Annotated in this window: 14 protein-coding genes; 3 read left to right on the top strand and 11 right to left on the bottom strand. The window is 64.9% G+C overall.

The genetic code is table 11. The features are described 5' to 3' along the window. Positions 1-18 precede the first annotated feature (18 nt). The 9 genes from tatC to KVT37_RS00835 all read right to left on the bottom strand — a co-directional run bounded on the left by tatC (position 19) and on the right by KVT37_RS00835 (position 11,481). The gene (tatC, locus tag KVT37_RS00795; RefSeq protein WP_217568705.1) at positions 19-894 is read right to left on the bottom strand and encodes a twin-arginine translocase subunit TatC; all 876 of its coding nucleotides are present in this window, start codon (positions 892-894) and stop codon (positions 19-21) included. Further along, positions 891-1,625: a Sec-independent protein translocase protein TatB gene (gene tatB, locus KVT37_RS00800; protein WP_217568707.1), complete on the bottom strand. Its 735-nt coding sequence runs from the start codon at positions 1,623-1,625 to the stop codon at positions 891-893. The genes tatC and tatB overlap by 4 nt, the downstream gene beginning before the upstream one ends. Positions 1,626-1,708: 83 nt before the next feature. Beyond that, entirely contained in the window at positions 1,709-1,927 is a 219-nt protein-coding gene (locus tag KVT37_RS00805) for a twin-arginine translocase TatA/TatE family subunit (protein WP_027167260.1), read from the bottom strand. 179 nt (positions 1,928-2,106) lie between these two features. Further along, on the bottom strand, positions 2,107-2,862 hold the full coding sequence (gene scpB / locus KVT37_RS00810) for an SMC-Scp complex subunit ScpB (protein WP_217568709.1): 756 nt from the start codon (positions 2,860-2,862) through the stop codon (positions 2,107-2,109). After that, a complete protein-coding gene (locus tag KVT37_RS00815) occupies positions 2,859-3,659 on the bottom strand; it encodes a ScpA family protein (RefSeq protein ID WP_217569847.1) in 801 nt (266 codons plus the stop codon). Before KVT37_RS00815 ends, scpB begins: the two co-directional genes overlap by 4 nt. Positions 3,660-3,721: 62 nt before the next feature. After that, positions 3,722-4,741, bottom strand: coding sequence for a beta-N-acetylhexosaminidase (gene nagZ / locus KVT37_RS00820; RefSeq protein WP_217568711.1), 1,020 nt, complete (start codon positions 4,739-4,741; stop codon positions 3,722-3,724). 132 nt (positions 4,742-4,873) lie between these two features. Then, complete coding sequence (locus KVT37_RS00825) at positions 4,874-8,329, bottom strand: SPOR domain-containing protein (protein ID WP_217568713.1); 3,456 nt, start codon at positions 8,327-8,329, stop codon at positions 4,874-4,876. A 103-nt stretch (positions 8,330-8,432) separates the two neighbouring features. After that, positions 8,433-10,190, bottom strand: coding sequence for an arginine--tRNA ligase (argS, locus tag KVT37_RS00830; protein WP_217568715.1), 1,758 nt, complete (start codon positions 10,188-10,190; stop codon positions 8,433-8,435). A gap of 61 nt (positions 10,191-10,251) precedes the next feature. Beyond that, positions 10,252-11,481: a deoxyguanosinetriphosphate triphosphohydrolase gene (locus KVT37_RS00835; RefSeq protein ID WP_217568717.1), complete on the bottom strand. Its 1,230-nt coding sequence runs from the start codon at positions 11,479-11,481 to the stop codon at positions 10,252-10,254. Between the two features lie 70 nt (positions 11,482-11,551). On the opposite strand from KVT37_RS00835, the gene erpA reads away from it, so the two are divergent. The 3 genes from erpA (at position 11,552) to KVT37_RS00850 (ending at position 13,206) form a co-directional block, all read left to right on the top strand. Further along, positions 11,552-11,899 carry an iron-sulfur cluster insertion protein ErpA gene (gene erpA, locus KVT37_RS00840; RefSeq protein ID WP_217568719.1) on the top strand — a complete coding sequence of 116 codons (348 nt, stop codon included), beginning with the start codon at positions 11,552-11,554 and terminating at the stop codon, positions 11,897-11,899. Positions 11,900-12,053: 154 nt separating this feature from the next. Continuing rightward, positions 12,054-12,848, top strand: a complete 795-nt coding sequence (gene xth, locus KVT37_RS00845) for an exodeoxyribonuclease III (RefSeq protein ID WP_217568721.1) — start codon at positions 12,054-12,056, stop codon at positions 12,846-12,848. Positions 12,849-12,912: 64 nt separating this feature from the next. Then, complete coding sequence (locus KVT37_RS00850; RefSeq protein WP_217568723.1) at positions 12,913-13,206, top strand: hypothetical protein; 294 nt, start codon at positions 12,913-12,915, stop codon at positions 13,204-13,206. 305 nt (positions 13,207-13,511) lie between these two features. On the opposite strand, the gene KVT37_RS00855 is transcribed toward KVT37_RS00850, so the two are convergent. Then, positions 13,512-14,339: a tetratricopeptide repeat protein gene (locus KVT37_RS00855; RefSeq protein WP_217568725.1), complete on the bottom strand. Its 828-nt coding sequence runs from the start codon at positions 14,337-14,339 to the stop codon at positions 13,512-13,514. Next, the gene (ilvD, locus tag KVT37_RS00860; RefSeq protein ID WP_217569849.1) at positions 14,326-16,050 is read right to left on the bottom strand and encodes a dihydroxy-acid dehydratase; all 1,725 of its coding nucleotides are present in this window, start codon (positions 16,048-16,050) and stop codon (positions 14,326-14,328) included. The genes KVT37_RS00855 and ilvD overlap by 14 nt, the downstream gene beginning before the upstream one ends. Positions 16,051-16,152 lie beyond the last annotated feature (102 nt).

Genomic DNA, 16,152 nt, shown 5'->3' on the forward strand with positions numbered 1-16,152 from the left:
GTTTTTCCGGCCTTTTGCCTAGCTCGGCGTTTGCGTCGACGAGGTGTCGGCCGCCTTTTCAGCCACAGTCGCCCCCGCCTCTGCCTGCTCGCGGGCCAGGCGGTCACGCGCCTGGCTGCGCTCGATCATGCGCGAGGACCAGATCGCGACCTCGTAGAGGATGATGGTCGGGATGGCGAGGCCGCACTGGCTCATCGGATCGGGCGGCGTCAGCACCGCGGCAACCACAAAGGAAAGCACGATCGCCCATTTGCGCTTCTCGGCCAGCGCCTGCGACGACAACATGCCGACGCGCGTCAAGAGGCTGGTCACCACAGGCAATTGGAACACCAGGCCGAAGGAGAAGATCAGCGTCATGATCAGGCTGAGATACTCCGACACCTTCGGCAGCAGCGAAATCTGCACCTGGTCGTTGGTGCCGACCTGCTGCATGGCGAGGAAGAACCACATCACCATCGGGGTGAAGAAGAAATAGACCAGCGAGGCACCCATCAGGAACAGGATGGGCGACGCGATCAGGAACGGCAGGAACGCGTTGCGCTCGTTCTTGTAGAGGCCGGGCGCGATGAACTTGTAGATCTGCGTGGCGATCAGCGGGAAGGCGATCACCATGCCGCCGAACATGGCGAGCTTCACCTGGGTGAAGAAGAATTCCTGCGGCGCGGTATAGATCAGCTCGACCTTGTGCGGGTCGAGCCCGGCCCATTGCGTCGCCCATTTGAACGGGATGACCAGAAGGTTGAACAGGCGCTTGGCGAAGAAGAAGCAGACGAGAAAAGCGACGAAAAAGCCGCCCAGCGACCAGATCAGGCGGCGGCGCAGCTCGATCAGATGTTCGATCAGCGGCGCGGACGATTTCTCGATTTCTTCCTTTTCCTTGTCCGAAACGCTCACTTGGTGTCGCCCGCCATCTTCTTGCTGTCGCCCGCCACTTTCTTGCTGTCGGCTGCCTTCTTGGCGGCCGGCTTCGTCGCCGCGGCGGGCTTTGCCTCAGCCTTGGGCGCGGCCTTCCTGGCAGGTGCTGCGGCTTTGGCCGGAGCCGGTGAGGGTTTGGCCGGTGCCTTTGCGCCAGGCGCCTTCGATGCCGCTGCCTTTGCCGCGGCGCCGGTCGCCTTTGCCTTGGCAGTAGCCTTTTTCGCCGGCACGGCGGCCGCGGAAGCCGGTGCGGTGACGGAGGCGTCGGTCATGGCCGGGAAGATCGGCGCTGCCGGAGTTGCCTCGGATGCATTGATGCCGGGCATATCCGTGGCGCCATTTTTGAGCGGCTCGGCGGCTTGCGGCGTCTCTGCCGCCGGCGCCGCCGGATCGGCGGCCGGCTTGGGCTTCATCATCGTATCGACGCCGGCGCGCACATCGGCAGCTGCCTGCTCGAACGGATTGAGCTGCTTGCGCACCTCGTTCATCGGATTGAGGCCGCGAAGGCTGTCGATCGAACTCTTCACGTCGTCGAGTTCGGCTTCCTTCAGCGCCTCGTTGAACTGCTTCTGGAAGTCGCCGGCCATGGCGCGCAATTTCGCCGCCGTGCGGCCGAAGGTGCGCAGCATGTTGGGCAAATCCTTCGGCCCGACGACCACGATCATGACGACCGCGATCACCAGCAGTTCGCTCCAACCGACTTCGAACATGGCAATCTATTCCGACGAATGCATGCCGCCCGAACGTGCGAAGCGGTTTTGGGACAACGGCACGCTCAATGCAACAACCGAGATCAGCTCTTGCTGACCTTCTCCTTGGCCGGCGAAACGGTCTCGTCGGCGCGGTGCTCGACGGTGCGCTTGTCGTCGGCGTCGTCGTCAGCCATGCCCTTCTTGAAGCTCTTGATGCCCTTGGCCATGTCGCCCATCAACTCCGGGATCTTGCCGCGGCCGAACACCAGAAGCACGATGACCAGCACGATCATCCAGTGCCAAATCGAAAATGAACCCATTGCTATTCTCTCTCGAATGTTTTCCCTGGCGATGATCTATGCGTTTTCGCTCGGGGATTCAAACACAACCGCCACGAAGTTGATAAAATGGCTAGCGGATGTCACGCAGTTTCGGCGTGAGCGGCTTGCTACCAATCCGCGCAGCCTCTGCTAATAGACCATTCGCGGCGATTTGATGATCACTCGTCGGTGACGCGCGGCGTCAGCAGCCCGAGCTCCTCGAGGTCGATATCGGTCAGCGCATCCTCGTCCTCGGTCAGCGCGTCAGGATCGGCCGGCGGCACCGGCATCGAGAAATTCGAAGGCATGCGCGTCGAGAGCAGCCCAGCGCCCTTCAGCTCTTCCATGCCGGGCAGATCACGGATCTCCTCCAGCGCGAAATGGTCGAGGAAGGCGTCCGTCGTACCATAGGTCACCGGCCGCCCAGGCGTGCGGCGGCGGCCGCGCATCCTGACCCATTCCGTTTCGAGCAGCGTGTCGAGCGTGCCCTTGGACGTCTCCACGCCTCGGATGTCTTCGATTTCGGCGCGCGTGACCGGCTGGTGATAGGCAATGATCGCCAGCACTTCGAGCGCCGCGCGCGAAAGCTTCCTTTGCTGGACGGAGTCCCGGCTCATCAGGAAAGCCAGATCGCCGGCGGTGCGGAAAGCCCAGGCATCGCCCACCCGCACCAGGTTGACGCCGCGCTTGGAATAGATTTCCTGCAGGTCCGCCATTGCGGCGGCGATGTTGACGCCCTCGGGCAGACGCGCGGCAAGCTGCTTTTCGCTCACCGGCTCTGCGCTGGCGAAGACGATCGCCTCGGCCATGCGCACCGCTTCCGACAGTTGCAGCCGCTCGGCGGGGTTTTCGAGTGAACCCTGCTCGGCCATCTCGTCTTCCGGCTCGTCCTCGACCTTGAACGGGATGACCGAAGCGTTGGCGCGTTCGCTCATGATACCACCTCGACTGCCCTTACCCCTTGCGCGCGGCCGCGCAGATAGATCGGCGCGAACACCTGGTCCTGCCGCACTTCCAGTTTGCCCTCGCGCACCATTTCGAGCGTCGCGGCGAAGGAGCTTGCCATCGCCGTGCGCTTCTCTTCCGGCGCCGCCAGATATTCGATCAGGAAACTGTCGAGCGCCGTCCAGTCGCCGACGGCGCCGATCAGCCTTGCCAGCACCTCGCGCGCATCCTTCAATGACCATACGGCGCGCCGGGCGATCGTCACATTGTTGATCGCCTGCTTCTGGCGCTGCTGCGCGTAGGCGGTGAGCAGGTCGTAGAGCGAGGCGGAAAAGCTGTTACGCTTCTCGATGATGACCATTTCTGGCATGCCGCGCGCGAAGACGTCGCGGCCGAGGCGGTTGCGGTTGACCAGCCGCGCCGAGGCGTCGCGCATGGCTTCCAGCCGCTTCAGCCGGAATTGCAGCACCGCCGCCAGTTCCTCGCCGCTTTCGCCTTCTTCGCCCGGCTGTTTCGGGATCAAGAGCTTCGACTTCAGGAAGGCGAGCCACGCCGCCATCACCAGGTAGTCGGCGGCCAGCTCCAGCCTGAGCGCCCGCACTTTTTCGATGAAGGCCAGATATTGCTCGGCCAGCGCCAGGATCGAAATGCGCGCCAGATCGACCTTCTGGTTGCGGGCAAGGTGCAGCAGAAGGTCGAGCGGGCCTTCAAAGCCCGCCACGTCGACGACCAGCGACGGGTCGCCGGTCAGGCGTGAATCGTCGTTCTCGGCCCACAGACGGTCCATCGGTGCGGCCTTCGCGGCCTTCACTTCCAATGTCTCCGCCACTTGCCTTTCGTCCCTTCGGTTCAGGCCACCGCTTCAAAGTAGGTGGCGAATTCTGCGCGTATCGCCGTTTCGTCGGCGACGTCGCGGTTCTTTATATAGGTCAGCGCCCGCTCCGCGCGCTGCAAGGACTTGCCCGTGAGCGCCGTCGTGCGCGACGCGATCCCCGACATTTCCTCGAAAACGCCGTTGCAGTGAAGGACGAGATCGCAGCCGGCCGCAAGGATCGAGGCCGCCTTTGTCGGGAAATCCCCAGAAAGTGCCTTCATCGAGGTGTCGTCGCTCATCAGCAGCCCGTCAAAGCCGATCTCGCCACGGATCACCTGATCGACGACCTTGGCCGACGTCGTCGCCGGGTTGTCGGGATCGACGGCGCTGTAGACGACATGCGCGGTCATTGCCATCGGCAGCGCGTTAAGCGCCTTGAACGGGGCAAAATCATGCCGGCTGAGCTCCTCCAGCGGCGTATCGACGGTGGGCAGCGCGAAATGCGTATCGGCGGATGCCCGGCCATGGCCGGGAATATGCTTCATCACCGGCAGCACGCCGCCGGATATCAAGCCCTCGGCCGAAGCCCGGCCCAGCTCGATCACCGCATTTGGCTCCTTGCCGTAGGCGCGCGCGCCGATGACGTCGCTGGCGCCTTCGACCGGGACGTCGAGCACCGGCAGGCAGTCGGCGGTGATGCCGAGCCGGGAAAGATCGAAGGCATGCAGCCGCGCCAGCAGCCAGGCGGCGCGGCGGCCGGCCTCGCGGTCTTCGCGCCACAACGCGCCGAGCGCGCCGCCGGCCGGATAGTTCGGCGCCAGCGGCGGCCGCAGCCGCTGCACCCTGCCGCCTTCCTGGTCGATGAACACCGGCGCGTCGGGGCGGTCGACGCAGTCGCGCAGCGAGGCAACCAGGTCGCGGATCTGCCCGGCCTCGCCGATGTTGCGCGCAAACAGGATGAAGCCCCACGGACGTTCGTCGCGATAGAAGCGGATTTCGTCTTCGGTGAGGGATTTCCCGGCGCAGCCGAAGATCATGGATTTTGATTCGCTCATGCACACAAGCTTAAGGCTTTGGCCGGGCAAAGGGAATCACCCCTGCCCCACCGGCCGCCAAAGCGCACAACCGTCCACAACGAAAAGCCGGCGCGACCTTGCGGCGGCGCCGGCTTTCGAAGTTGGGATAGTTCAGCGCGATACGAAGCAGTTGCCGCCGGCCGCCTTGTAGCTGGTACAGAGCGCGATCGCATCGTTGCGCGATTTCGCCGGGACTCGAACACGGTAGAACGTGCCCTTGCCCGCGACTTCCGCCTTGACGATGCTGGCCGTGCGGCCGGAAAGAACGCTGCCGTAGCGGCGCTGCAGGTCCTGATAGGTCGACTGTGCGCTTTCGACCGTCGGCTGCGAGGCGATCTGCATCGACCACGAGCCGCCGCTGGCAGCCGACGCCGGATCGATGGAGGCGACCTGGTCCGGCTTGACCTCGCCGACGATATCGACCGGCTGGTCGGACGGACGCGCCGGCGCCACCGGCACCACCGCCGGCGTGTCGGTCGACTGCGCCTTGGCTTCAGTCTTCTTCGCGGGTTTCGCGGGCTTCACTGCCGGAACGGCGGCCTGGTCCGCTTCGTCGGATGCCACGGTTCCCGTCTGCTGGCCATCGGAGGCCGGCGCGACATGCTGCGGCGCCGGATCGCTCGGCTCGGCCGCAGCGACCTTCGGCGCGGCCGGAGCCGGATCCTCGCGCGGCACCAGCGAGCCGTCGGGCTTCACCATCATGGTCTTCACCTTGCGCGGCGCAACGGCGACGACGTCGTTGCTGGCCCCGTTGTCGGCATCCTGCTGCAGCACCTGGGCGATGCGGTCTTCCGACTTCGGCGCAGGCGCGGCCGGCTCGGCGCTTGCCGGCGCGGCCGGCTGGGTGCTTGCCGGCGCCGTCGCTTGCGCGACGCCAGGCAACGCCGTGTCCGGTTTGTCGGCGGCATCGGCGCCAGCCGAAGCGTCGGTATCGTTGGGCGTGAGATCGACCACGCGGCTCTGCGGCGGTTCCTTCGAGGCCAGGTCGACCGGCTGCTCGGTGGTGTTGACCAGCTTCTGCTGCACCGGCTCGGCGGGCTTGGCAGTACCGCCGCCCTTGGCCACCGCGTCATAGACCTTGTTGTCCTGGTTCGGCACCACCGCGCCGCCCGGATTTTCGGGCTTCACCTTGATCGGCGCATTGTCGGCCTTGACGATCACCGGAGCTTCGCTGCCGCCCTTGCCGCCGAAGGAGAAGGCCAGCGCGCCAAGGCCGCCGAGAACCACCACGGCGCCGACCAGCGCCCCGATCATCATACCGCGCCGGCGCGGCTGAGCCGCCTCGCGTTCGGCAAGCCCGGGGATCGCCATCGCCTCTTCGAGCTCGGGATCGTAGTCGAGCTCGTCGGCAGCGAATTCGTCCGCCTGCGAGACCGGTCGGCTGCCGGGCAGATCGTCGGCGTCGTAGTCGTTCGCGGCGGCAAAGGAAGCCGGAGCGGCGGGAGCCGCCGGAGCCTCGGCGCGCAGATCGCGACGGTCGTAGCCGCTAAAGCCGGCATTGTAGGATTCGTCATCATAGCCCCGGCCCGGCGTCGACGCCGATGCGATCTCGGTCGCATTCATGTCGGTGAGAAGGCTGGCGAACTCCGCATCGAGATCGTCGTAAGCGGGGGCCGCCGGCTGATCCTCCTCGAAGCTGAGCTCCGGAATGTCGAGATCGTCGGCGAGCGCGACCACGCGCTCCGGCACATCGACCGTCTCGACATCCGGCACGTCGTCATGCTGGCGAGGCTGCGGTATAGACGTCGGCGCCTGGGCCGGCTTGGCATAGGCGGAATAATCCGGGGCCGGTTCGTTACGGTAGGCAGGCGCCGTCATCTGCAGCGGCGCCGAAGGCGCTGCCATCTGCACCGGTGCCGCGGGGGCCGGCTGCGCCGCGAACGAGGCTTGCACAGGCGGAGCGGCGGTCGGGGTCGACCGGCCCCACGACCTGGACGGTTCCGCAGGCGCCGAATGCAACCATTCGGACGAATTTGCCGGAGACCTCGTCGTGGCGGCGGCAGCCTGTTCGGCCTCGATGCTGCGGGCGAAAGCGGCACCGAAATCGTCGTCGAAATCAACATCGGGCTCGGTCTTGGCCGAGTCTGCAAAATCCTGACGGTCGAGCTCGCCGGCGAGCAGGTCGTCGAGGCCGTTGTCGACCGGCTCGTTCTGCGCCGGCTGATCCTCGTCGATATCCCAATCGAGATTGTCGGCGTCTGCCTTGCCGCTCGCGAAGCTGGCAGGTTCAGAAACCAGCCGCGGCGCGGGAGCAGGCTCCTTGACCACCGGCATCGGCCGCGCGGTCATTGCGCCGAGCAACGCATTGAGCTCGTCTTCCAGGCTGCGCTCGCTGGCGACCGGCTTTGCCGGCGCGACGGCGGCGACCGGCGAAACCGGAGCAGCGACGACGGGGGCTGGCTCGGCCATGGCCGGCTGCACCGTGGCGGCGGGCTCCACGGCGGGGGCTTGCGGCTCCTCGCTCAGCGCATCGCGGAAACTCAGTTCGAAATCGTCCTCGAGGGTCAGCGCGGAGGCAGGTTCGGGCGCGGCCAGCTCAGGCTCGGGCTCGGCGGCGAAATGGGCCGTCGCAGTCGGCGCCTCGACCATCGGCGCCGGCTCGTCGTCGAGCGACAGCTCCGGCTCCTGTTCCTGGCCGAGATTCATGTCCCGGCCAATATCCAGATCGGCATCGGCTATCGCCTGGTCGAAATGACCGGCGAAATCGTCCTCGGAGATCAGCGGTGCAGCCGCATGGGCTTCGACCGGCTCGGCGACCTGCGCATGCTGCTCCGGCTCGCGGCTCTCGAACGACAGCTCGTCTTCGAGCGACATCTGGACCGCATTGTCGAAATCGGCGTCGAACGCCCCTTCGCTGGCCGCCTGCACCGCTTCGACGGCATCCTGACGGGTGTCGGCCGGTTCATGATATTCGGGAGCGGCGGGCTCGTGATGGTCGATCTGGAAATCCTGGTCCAGCGACGCGGCCATCTCCTCATCGATCGGAAGATCGTCTTCGAGCGCCGAAACATCCAGCGAACTGGCGACCGCCTTGTCGAAATCGTCGTCAAAAGCGACTTCCGGCTCGAGAGCGGCTTCCGGCTCCGGCGCAAAATGCGGCTCAGGTGCAAAATGCGCCTCGGAGGCGAAGTGCGGCTCCGGCGCGACTTGCGGCGCCGCGGCGAAATTCGGCTCCGGCGCGCGAGGCATGGCGAAGTCGGCGTGGTCCGCCGCGTCGTCGAAGACGAAATCCTGCTCGAAAGATGCCGTCAGCTCGTCGTCATTCGAGGCGACGCTGGCAGCTTCGAAAGCCGGCTCCTGCCTGATCTGATGCACGACAGCCTGCTGCGCGACCGGTTCGCTTTCCTCGACGGAATCGAACTCCCCCATCAACTCCTTCTCGAGGTCGATGTCGAAGTCGTCCGCCGCGGGAGCCTGGTTAGCCGGCATGGCCTTGTCGGCCGCGGGGGCCGGCTGCCTGACCGGCTGGCGCGGGTCGAAACCCATGATGCGGGTCAGCTCCGCGAACGGATCGTCGTCGGCGATATCGTTGTGGTCGGCTACTTTCAGCGGGGTTCTGTCTGCCATTATTGTTCCCGAACTCGCACACAGTCGGACGCCATGGACGTCGCGCAGGGTTGGCCCTTACCAGCGCAATGTGGGCAAAAGGTGACAGGTGTTTTAGTTAAACCTAACGCATTTCGGTAGGCGCGTCAGCCCCGATCAGCGTCAGGCCGGAGGTCAAAACATCCGAAACAGCCTGCACCAGCCCTAGTCTGGCATAGGTTGATTCTCGGTCGTTAACCTTAACAAAACGTAAGTCCTGATTATCGTGGCCGCGATTCCACTGTGCATGGAAGCCGGAAGCCAGATCGTAGAGGTAGAATGCCAGCCGGTGCGGCTCGAGCGAAAGCGCCGCGGATTCGATCAGCCGCGGATATTCAGCCAGCTTCCTGATCAGCGCGATTTCGCCCTCGTCGGTCAGCGCCGCCACCGAGGCGGTGAGCCGGTTGCGGTCGAAATTCGCCTCGCCAAGCTGCTCGCTCGCCTGCCGGAAAACCGAGTGGCAGCGCGCCGAAGCGTACTGAACGTAGAACACCGGATTGTCCTTCGACTGCTCCGTCACCTTGGCGAAGTCGAAGTCGAGCGGCGCGTCGCTCTTGCGATAAAGCATCATGAAGCGGACCGGGTCACGACCGACCTCTTCCACCACTTCGCGCAAGGTAATGAAATCGCCCGACCGTTTCGACATACGGACGGGCTCTCCGTCGCGGAACAGCTTGACCAGATTGCACAGCAAGACGGTAAGCGCCACCTTGTCGCCGGCAACCGCGCGCGCCAGGGCCTCCAGCCGCTTGACGTAGCCGCCATGGTCGGCGCCGAGCACATAGATCAGCTCGACGAAGCCGCGCTCGACCTTGTCCTTGAGATAGGCGACGTCGGCGGCGAAATAGGTGAAGGAGCCGTCCGACTTGACGAGTGCCCGGTCCATGTCGTCGCCGACCGCGGTCGAGCGGAACAGCGTCTGCTCGCGGTCCTCCCAGTCGTCGGGTTTCTCACCCTTCGGCGGCGGCAGCGTGCCCTTGTAGATATGCCCTTTGAGCGTCAGGTCGGCGATCGCCGCCCTGATCTTCTTGGCGTTGTCGGCATGCAGCGTGCGCTCGGAGAAGAACACGTCGTGATGCACGTTGAGCAGCGCCAGATCCTCGCGGATCATCGCCATCATCGCATCGACCGTACGGTCCTTGACGATCGCCATCGCCTCGTCTTCCGGCATCTGCAGCAGGCCGCGGCCGAACTCCCTGGCCAGCGCCTGACCGACAGGAACCAGGTAGTCGCCCGGATAGAGACCGGACGGGATCTCGCCGATGTCATCGCCGAGCGCTTCGCGATAGCGCAGGAACGCCGAGCGGCCGAGCACGTCGATCTGCGAGCCGGCGTCGTTGATGACATATTCCTTGGTCACGTCATACCCGGCGAAGGCCATCAGATTGGCAAGCGCGTCGCCGACCACGGCGCCACGGCAATGGCCGACATGCATCGGACCGGTCGGGTTGGCCGAGACATATTCGACATTGGCCTTGCGGCCGCCGCCGATCTTCGAACGGCCATAGTTGCGGCCTTCGCCGAGAAGCGCTGCCAGATGCGTATGCCAGAAGCCGTCCTTCAGCCTGAGATTGACGAAGCCTGGTCCAGCAACGTCGGCCGAGGCCACGTCCGTATCGGCGCGCAGCACCTCGACCAGTTTTTCCGCCAATGCGCGCGGGTTCTGTCCGGTAGGCTTGGCCAGCACCATCGCCGCATTGGTGGCGAGATCGCCGTGGCTGGCGTCGCGCGGCGGCTCGACGGTGATGCGCGACAGGTCGAGCGCGGCCCCTTCCTTGTCCTTCAGGTCAAGGGTTTCGACGGCTTTTACGACCCGCGCGTTGAAATCGGCGAAGATATTCATTGGAAGTGCTCTGGGCTTTAAGAGGCGACCGGCTCAGCGGCCGGCAAAATCGAGGCTCGCCCTAGCTCAAATCGGGCGTATGGTCAAACAGACGCCGATGTTCCTTCAGTGCGTAGGTGTCGGTCATGCCGGCCAGGAAATCGGCGACGCTGCGCGCCTTGATGCGATCCTCGGCCCGATCCAGCCCCTCGCGCCAGCCGTCGGGCATGGCGCGCGGATCGGCGAAATAGACATCGAACAGCTCTCGCACGATGCGCTCGGCGTCGGCCCGCACCCGCATCACCTCCGGGTGACGGTAAAGATGCTTGTAGAGGAACGCCTTCAATTCCTTCTCCGCCGCGGCCATGCCTGGCGAGAAGGTCACCAGGGTTTCGCCCGCCGCCCGAACCGCATCGGCGCTGTTTGGCTTGAGACGTTCGATGTTGGCGGCGGTCGATGCGATGACATCCTCGACCATCAAGGTGATCTGCCGGCGCATCAACTCGTGGCCGGTGCGGACATCGTCGAGCTGAGGGTATTTGGCGCGCACGCCCTTCAGGATCGAGCCCGGCAGCCCGACCTCCTCCAGCATCTCCAGCGTCAGCAAGCCGGCGCGCAGGCCGTCGTCTATGTCATGGGTGTTGTAGGCGATGTCGTCGGCGATCGCCGCACACTGCGCCTCGATGCCGGCGAAGCGGTCGAGCTCGAGGTCGTGCAGCTCCGAATAGTCGCGGATCGCCTGCGGCACCGGACCCTTGAGCCCCTTCCCGCTCGCATCGGTCAGCGGGCCATTGTGCTTGACCAGCCCCTCCAGCGTTTCCCAGGTGAGGTTCAGCCCGTCGAATTCAGCATAGCGCCGTTCGAGCCTCGTGACCACGCGCAACGACTGGGCATTGTGATCGAAGCCGCCCCAGGCGGCCATCTTCTCGTTGAGCGCATCCTCGCCGGTATGGCCGAACGGCGTGTGGCCGAAATCGTGAACCAACGCCACGGCTTCGGCGAGATCCTCGTCGCCGCGCAAGGCACGCGCCAGCGCGCGGGCGATCTGCGCCACCTCGATCGAATGCGTCAGCCGCGTGCGGTAGTGATCGCCCTCATGCGCGACGAAGACCTGCGTCTTGTGCTTCAGCCGGCGAAAGGCGGTTGAGTGGATGATGCGGTCGCGGTCGCGCTGGAACGGCGTGCGGGTCGGGCTTTCGGCCTCCTCGAACAGGCGTCCGCGCGAGCGCGCCGGATCGCTCGCATAGACGGCTCGCGGCCGATAGCCGAAGCCGATGTCGCCGAGAGCCTCCTTGCCCTGCCGCTCGTCCATTGGTCCACCAGTTGACTCAGGCCTGCCTGCTTCATACCTATCATGTGAAACCGAAAGCAAGGTGACGCCGATGGGCGCGGATGCCAAGACTGCCATGAAGGTCGAAATGACCGATGCCGCGGCAAAGCGGATCGCCAGGATCGTTTCCGGCGAACCGGGCAAAACGGCGCTGCGCGTCTCCGTCGAAGGCGGCGGCTGTTCCGGCTTTTCCTACAAATTCGACCTCGTCGGCGAGCGCAATGACGACGATGTCGCCATCGAGAAGGACGGCGCGACCATCCTGATCGACGACCTGTCGCTGGTCTATATGGGCGGCTCGGTGATCGACTTCGTCGACGACCTGATGGGCCAGTCCTTCCAGATCAGGAACCCGAACGCGGTCGCCTCCTGCGGCTGCGGCACCAGCTTCTCCATCTGATCGGCTGAATCTCTCGCAAGGCTTGCGGCTGGCGCGCCGGCTAGCGCGTAGCCGTCGCCTGGTTATGGCAGGAATGCGCATGGGCGGCCTTTCTAAAGCCCCGCGCAGGCAATACGATCGACTTCGTCGAACGCCGAACAGCATCGAGGCCTGCATGAAGATCGTCACCTGGAACATCAACGGCGTTCGCGCCCGCATCGGCAATCTCACCCACTGGCTGACCGAAAGCGCGCCGGACATCGTGTGCCTGCAGGAGATCAAGTCGGTCGACGAATTGTTCCCGCGCGCCGAGATCGAGGCGCTGGGTTACAATGTCGAGACCAACGGCCAGAAGAGCTTCAACGGCGTCGCCATCCTGTCGAAGCTGCCCTTCGACGAGGTCAACCGCGGCCTGCCTGGCGATGATGCGGACGACCATGCCCGCTTTATCGAAGGCGTCTTTTCGACCGATCAGGGGGCCTTGCGCGTCGCCTCGCTCTATCTGCCGAACGGCAACCCGATCGACGATGAACGGAAATTTTCCTACAAGCTCGCCTGGATGGCGCGGCTGGAGCGTTGGGCACAGGAGCGCCTGCGGCTCGAAGAGGCGCTGGTGCTGGCCGGCGACTACAACGTCATTCCCGAGCCCGCCGATGCCCGCTTTCCCGAAAACTGGCTGGGCGACGCGCTGTTCCAGCCGCAGACAAGGCAGGCCTTCCGCCGGCTGAAGAATCTCGGCTTCACCGAAGCGGTGCGCAGCGTGACCGACTCGGCCGGCGTCTACACCTTCTGGGATTATCAGGCTGGCGCCTGGCAGAAGAACAACGGTATCCGCATCGATCATCTGCTGCTGTCGCCGGAAGCCGCCAATCGTTTCTCGTCGGCCTCGGTGGAAAAGCACGTACGCGCCTGGGAAAAGCCTTCCGACCACGTGCCGGTCGCGATCGAGCTCAGCCTGCGGCCGGCCTGAGACGATTCCGGACCCAGATATCGCCACAAATCCGGTCTTTGATGCGGATTGCTGTGGGGGTTGAATGGCGATCCGATTTCTTTTCTGGCCGGTCGGCCTTGCTTTGGCGCTTGCCGCGCCGACGCCATTACTGGCGGCGCCGGCCTGCCTTGCCAACGGCAAGTCTTTCAATGTCGGCGAGACGGCGTGCCTGACGGTGGCCGGCGAAAGCCACCTCGCCCGCTGCGATATGGTCCTCAACAACACGTCCTGGACCAGGATCAAGGACGAATGTTCGGGAGAGGCGCCAAAACCGCACCCGACATCGATCTCCACCCCGACGCCCGGCCCAACGCCGACAGAGCCGACGGAGAACTGAGGCTCCGCTGATCACCCCCATACAGGGTACGCTATGCATAGGTAACTGATCGGCCCGAGGCTTGCTTGCCACGTGGTTCCCCCAATCCGTCGCTGCTTCGCAGCGCCACCTTTCCCCCCTCCGGAGGGAAAGGAAGGGAGCCTTGCTGGACGGGGCATTGACGGCAAAAGGCTTGGCGCCTTCCTCTACCCCGTCGATCGGGGGAGAGGTGGCTCGGCGAAGCCGAGACGGAGTGGGGGGTCGACCAGCGCTACTTGGACAATGCATGCGCCAAGCTACCGTGCACGCTATCGCCAAACCTGCGCTTACTGGTCGCCGTTATTGCCCTTGGTCAGGATGTCGTCGGCGAGCGAGATCGCGGTACGGCGATCGGCCTCGCCGGCTGCGGCGAAAGCCTCTTCCTGCATGTTGCGGATCCAGGGCTGATCGGCGGGCGGAGCCCGCTCGAGTGCTGCCGTCATCATCGCCAGGCCGCGCACGACCTTGCCGCTCTGGAACAACAGGTTGCCCAGCGTCGCCTGCGCGCCGGCATGGCCCTTCTCGGCCGCGAGCTGCAGCCAGCGGCCCGCCTGCTTGACGCTGGCCTTCACGCCGCCCTCGCCCTTCAGGAACATCCGGCCGATCTCGAACTGGGCGTTCGGATTGCGGTAGTTGGCGGCGGCGCGCATGTAATATTCCTGTGCCGCGACGTCGTTTTCCTCGACCGGGGTGCCGGGAATGCCCTTGCGCAGATAGTCGCCGAGCGCCACCAGCGCGTCCGACACATAGCTTTCTTCCGGCGAGCCCGGCTCGACATCCTGGTCGACGATTTCCGAGAAGAACTTGAAGGCCGCATAATCGTCGCGCGTCACGCCGTCGCCTTCGGCATACATGCGCGCAAGCTTCCAGGTGGCGCCGATCTGGCCGTTCTCTGCGGCGTATTTATAGGCCTCGACCGCCTGATCCTTGTGGCCGTTCTTGTAGGCCGAAAAACCGAACTGGAACACCGCCCACGGGCTCGACTGCGGCTTCACCCCGGTCTTGTCGTCGAACACCTTGTCGTCGAAGGCCATGGCCTGCCCGACGGCGCCCAAGGTCGCCAAAGCGACCAGTGCCGAAAAGACAGACGACCTCAACACCTCAGATGTCCGCATAGCAGTGCGTTTCTTTGGCCGCGCCCGGATGGGTCACCGCCCCATCGCGGGCCGACCCTACGGTCTGCGCATATTTCCATATCGCGCCGGACTGATAGTCGGTCTTGCGCGCCTTCCAACTCTTTGCCCGGGCCGCCAGCTCGGCGTCCGAAAGGGCCACCTCGATCGTGCCGTTCACGGCGTCTATCGAGATCACGTCGCCATCCTTGATCAGCCCGATCGGCCCGCCGACCGCCGCCTCCGGCCCGACATGGCCGATGCAGAAGCCGCGCGTGGCGCCGGAGAAGCGCCCGTCGGTGATCAGCGCCACCTTGCCGCCCATGCCCTGGCCGTAGAGCGCGGCCGTCGTCGACAGCATCTCGCGCATGCCTGGGCCGCCGCGCGGCCCCTCATAGCGGATGACGAGAACCTCGCCTTCCCGGTAATTGCGCTGCGTGACCGCTTCGAAGCACTCCTCTTCCGAATCGAAGCAACGCGCCGGGCCTGAGAATTTCAGTTCCGACATGCCCGCGACCTTCACGATCGCGCCTTCGGGGGCAAGGTTGCCCTTCAAGCCCACAACGCCGCCTGTCTTGGTGATTGGCCGATTGGCGGGACGCACAACATCCTGGCTGTCATTCCAGGAAACGTGCTCCATATTTTCGGCCAAAGTGCGGCCAGTGACCGTCATGCAGTCGCCATGCAGATAGCCATGGTCGAGCAGCGTCTTCATCAGGAGCGGAATGCCGCCGGCCTCGAACATGTCCTTGGCGACATATTTGCCGCCGGGCTTGAGATCGGCGATGTAAGGCGTCTTCTCGAAGATCGCTGCCACGTCGAACAGGTCGAACTTGATGCCGGCCTCATGCGCGATCGCCGGCAAATGCAGCGCCGCGTTGGTCGAACCGCCGGTGGCAGACACGACGGTCGCGGCATTCTCCAGCGCCTTGCGTGTGACGATGTCGCGCGGCCGGATGTTTTTCGCGATCAGTTCCATGACCTTTTCGCCCGAGGCGAAATTGAAGCGATCACGCATCTCGTAGGGCGCCGGCGCGCCGCAGGAATAGGGCAGCGCCAGGCCGATCGCCTCGGCGACGGTCGCCATCGTGTTGGCGGTGAACTGGGCGCCGCAGGAACCGGCCGAAGGGCACGCCGCCTGCTCGATCTCGAGCAGTTCGGCATCGCTTATCGTGCCGACCGAATGCTGGCCGACCGCCTCGAACACGTCCTGCACGGTGATCTGCCGGCCGCGATAGGAGCCGGGCAGGATCGAGCCGCCATAGATGAAGATCGACGGCACGTTGAGGCGCACCATGGCCATCATCATGCCGGGCAGCGACTTGTCGCAGCCGGCAAGCCCGACCAGCGCGTCATAGCAATGGCCGCGCATGGTGAGCTCGACCGAATCGGCGATCACCTCGCGCGACACCAGCGACGACTTCATGCCCTGGTGGCCCATGGCGATGCCGTCGGTGACGGTGATGGTGCAGAACTCGCGCGGCGTGCCGTTGGCGGCCGCCACGCCCTTCTTGACCACTTGCGCCTGGCGCATCAGCGAGATGTTGCAGGGCGCGGCCTCGTTCCAGCAACTGGCGACGCCGACCAGGGGCTGCGCGATCTCGGCCGCCGACAACCCCATGGCATAGAGATACGAACGATGCGGCGCCCGCGCCGGACCAACGGTCACGTAGCGGCTCGGCAGCTTGGCCTTGGAGATTGCCTTGGCGTCCATCATCGTCCTTGCCGCACACCCCGCGGCCTGCCCCTTCGCCGCGCCAACCTGGCACGCGTTCCGAGACCTATCTCGGGTGCTCCGGGTTTATGGCGGGAAATG

It is taken from the genome of Mesorhizobium sp. GbtcB19, from assembly GCF_019091085.1.
Taxonomy (GTDB): Bacteria; Pseudomonadota; Alphaproteobacteria; order Rhizobiales; family Rhizobiaceae; genus Mesorhizobium.

What these genes read in the sequence shown, in the direction of transcription:
- tatB (WP_217568707.1), bottom strand. Translation starts at nt 1,625, where the DNA reads ATGTTCGAAGTCGGTTGGAGCGAACTGCTGGTGATCGCGGTCGTCATG.
- KVT37_RS00805 (WP_027167260.1), bottom strand. Translation starts at nt 1,927, where the DNA reads ATGGGTTCATTTTCGATTTGGCACTGGATGATCGTGCTGGTCATCGTG.
- scpB (WP_217568709.1), bottom strand. Translation starts at nt 2,862, where the DNA reads ATGAGCGAACGCGCCAACGCTTCGGTCATCCCGTTCAAGGTCGAGGAC.
- KVT37_RS00815 (WP_217569847.1), bottom strand. Translation starts at nt 3,659, where the DNA reads ATGGACCGTCTGTGGGCCGAGAACGACGATTCACGCCTGACCGGCGAC.
- nagZ (WP_217568711.1), bottom strand. Translation starts at nt 4,741, where the DNA reads ATGAGCGAATCAAAATCCATGATCTTCGGCTGCGCCGGGAAATCCCTC.
- KVT37_RS00825 (WP_217568713.1), bottom strand. Translation starts at nt 8,329, where the DNA reads ATGGCAGACAGAACCCCGCTGAAAGTAGCCGACCACAACGATATCGCC.
- argS (WP_217568715.1), bottom strand. Translation starts at nt 10,190, where the DNA reads ATGAATATCTTCGCCGATTTCAACGCGCGGGTCGTAAAAGCCGTCGAA.
- KVT37_RS00835 (WP_217568717.1), bottom strand. Translation starts at nt 11,481, where the DNA reads ATGGACGAGCGGCAGGGCAAGGAGGCTCTCGGCGACATCGGCTTCGGC.
- erpA (WP_217568719.1), top strand. Translation starts at nt 11,552, where the DNA reads ATGGGCGCGGATGCCAAGACTGCCATGAAGGTCGAAATGACCGATGCC.
- xth (WP_217568721.1), top strand. Translation starts at nt 12,054, where the DNA reads ATGAAGATCGTCACCTGGAACATCAACGGCGTTCGCGCCCGCATCGGC.
- KVT37_RS00850 (WP_217568723.1), top strand. Translation starts at nt 12,913, where the DNA reads ATGGCGATCCGATTTCTTTTCTGGCCGGTCGGCCTTGCTTTGGCGCTT.
- KVT37_RS00855 (WP_217568725.1), bottom strand. Translation starts at nt 14,339, where the DNA reads ATGCGGACATCTGAGGTGTTGAGGTCGTCTGTCTTTTCGGCACTGGTC.
- ilvD (WP_217569849.1), bottom strand. Translation starts at nt 16,050, where the DNA reads ATGGACGCCAAGGCAATCTCCAAGGCCAAGCTGCCGAGCCGCTACGTG.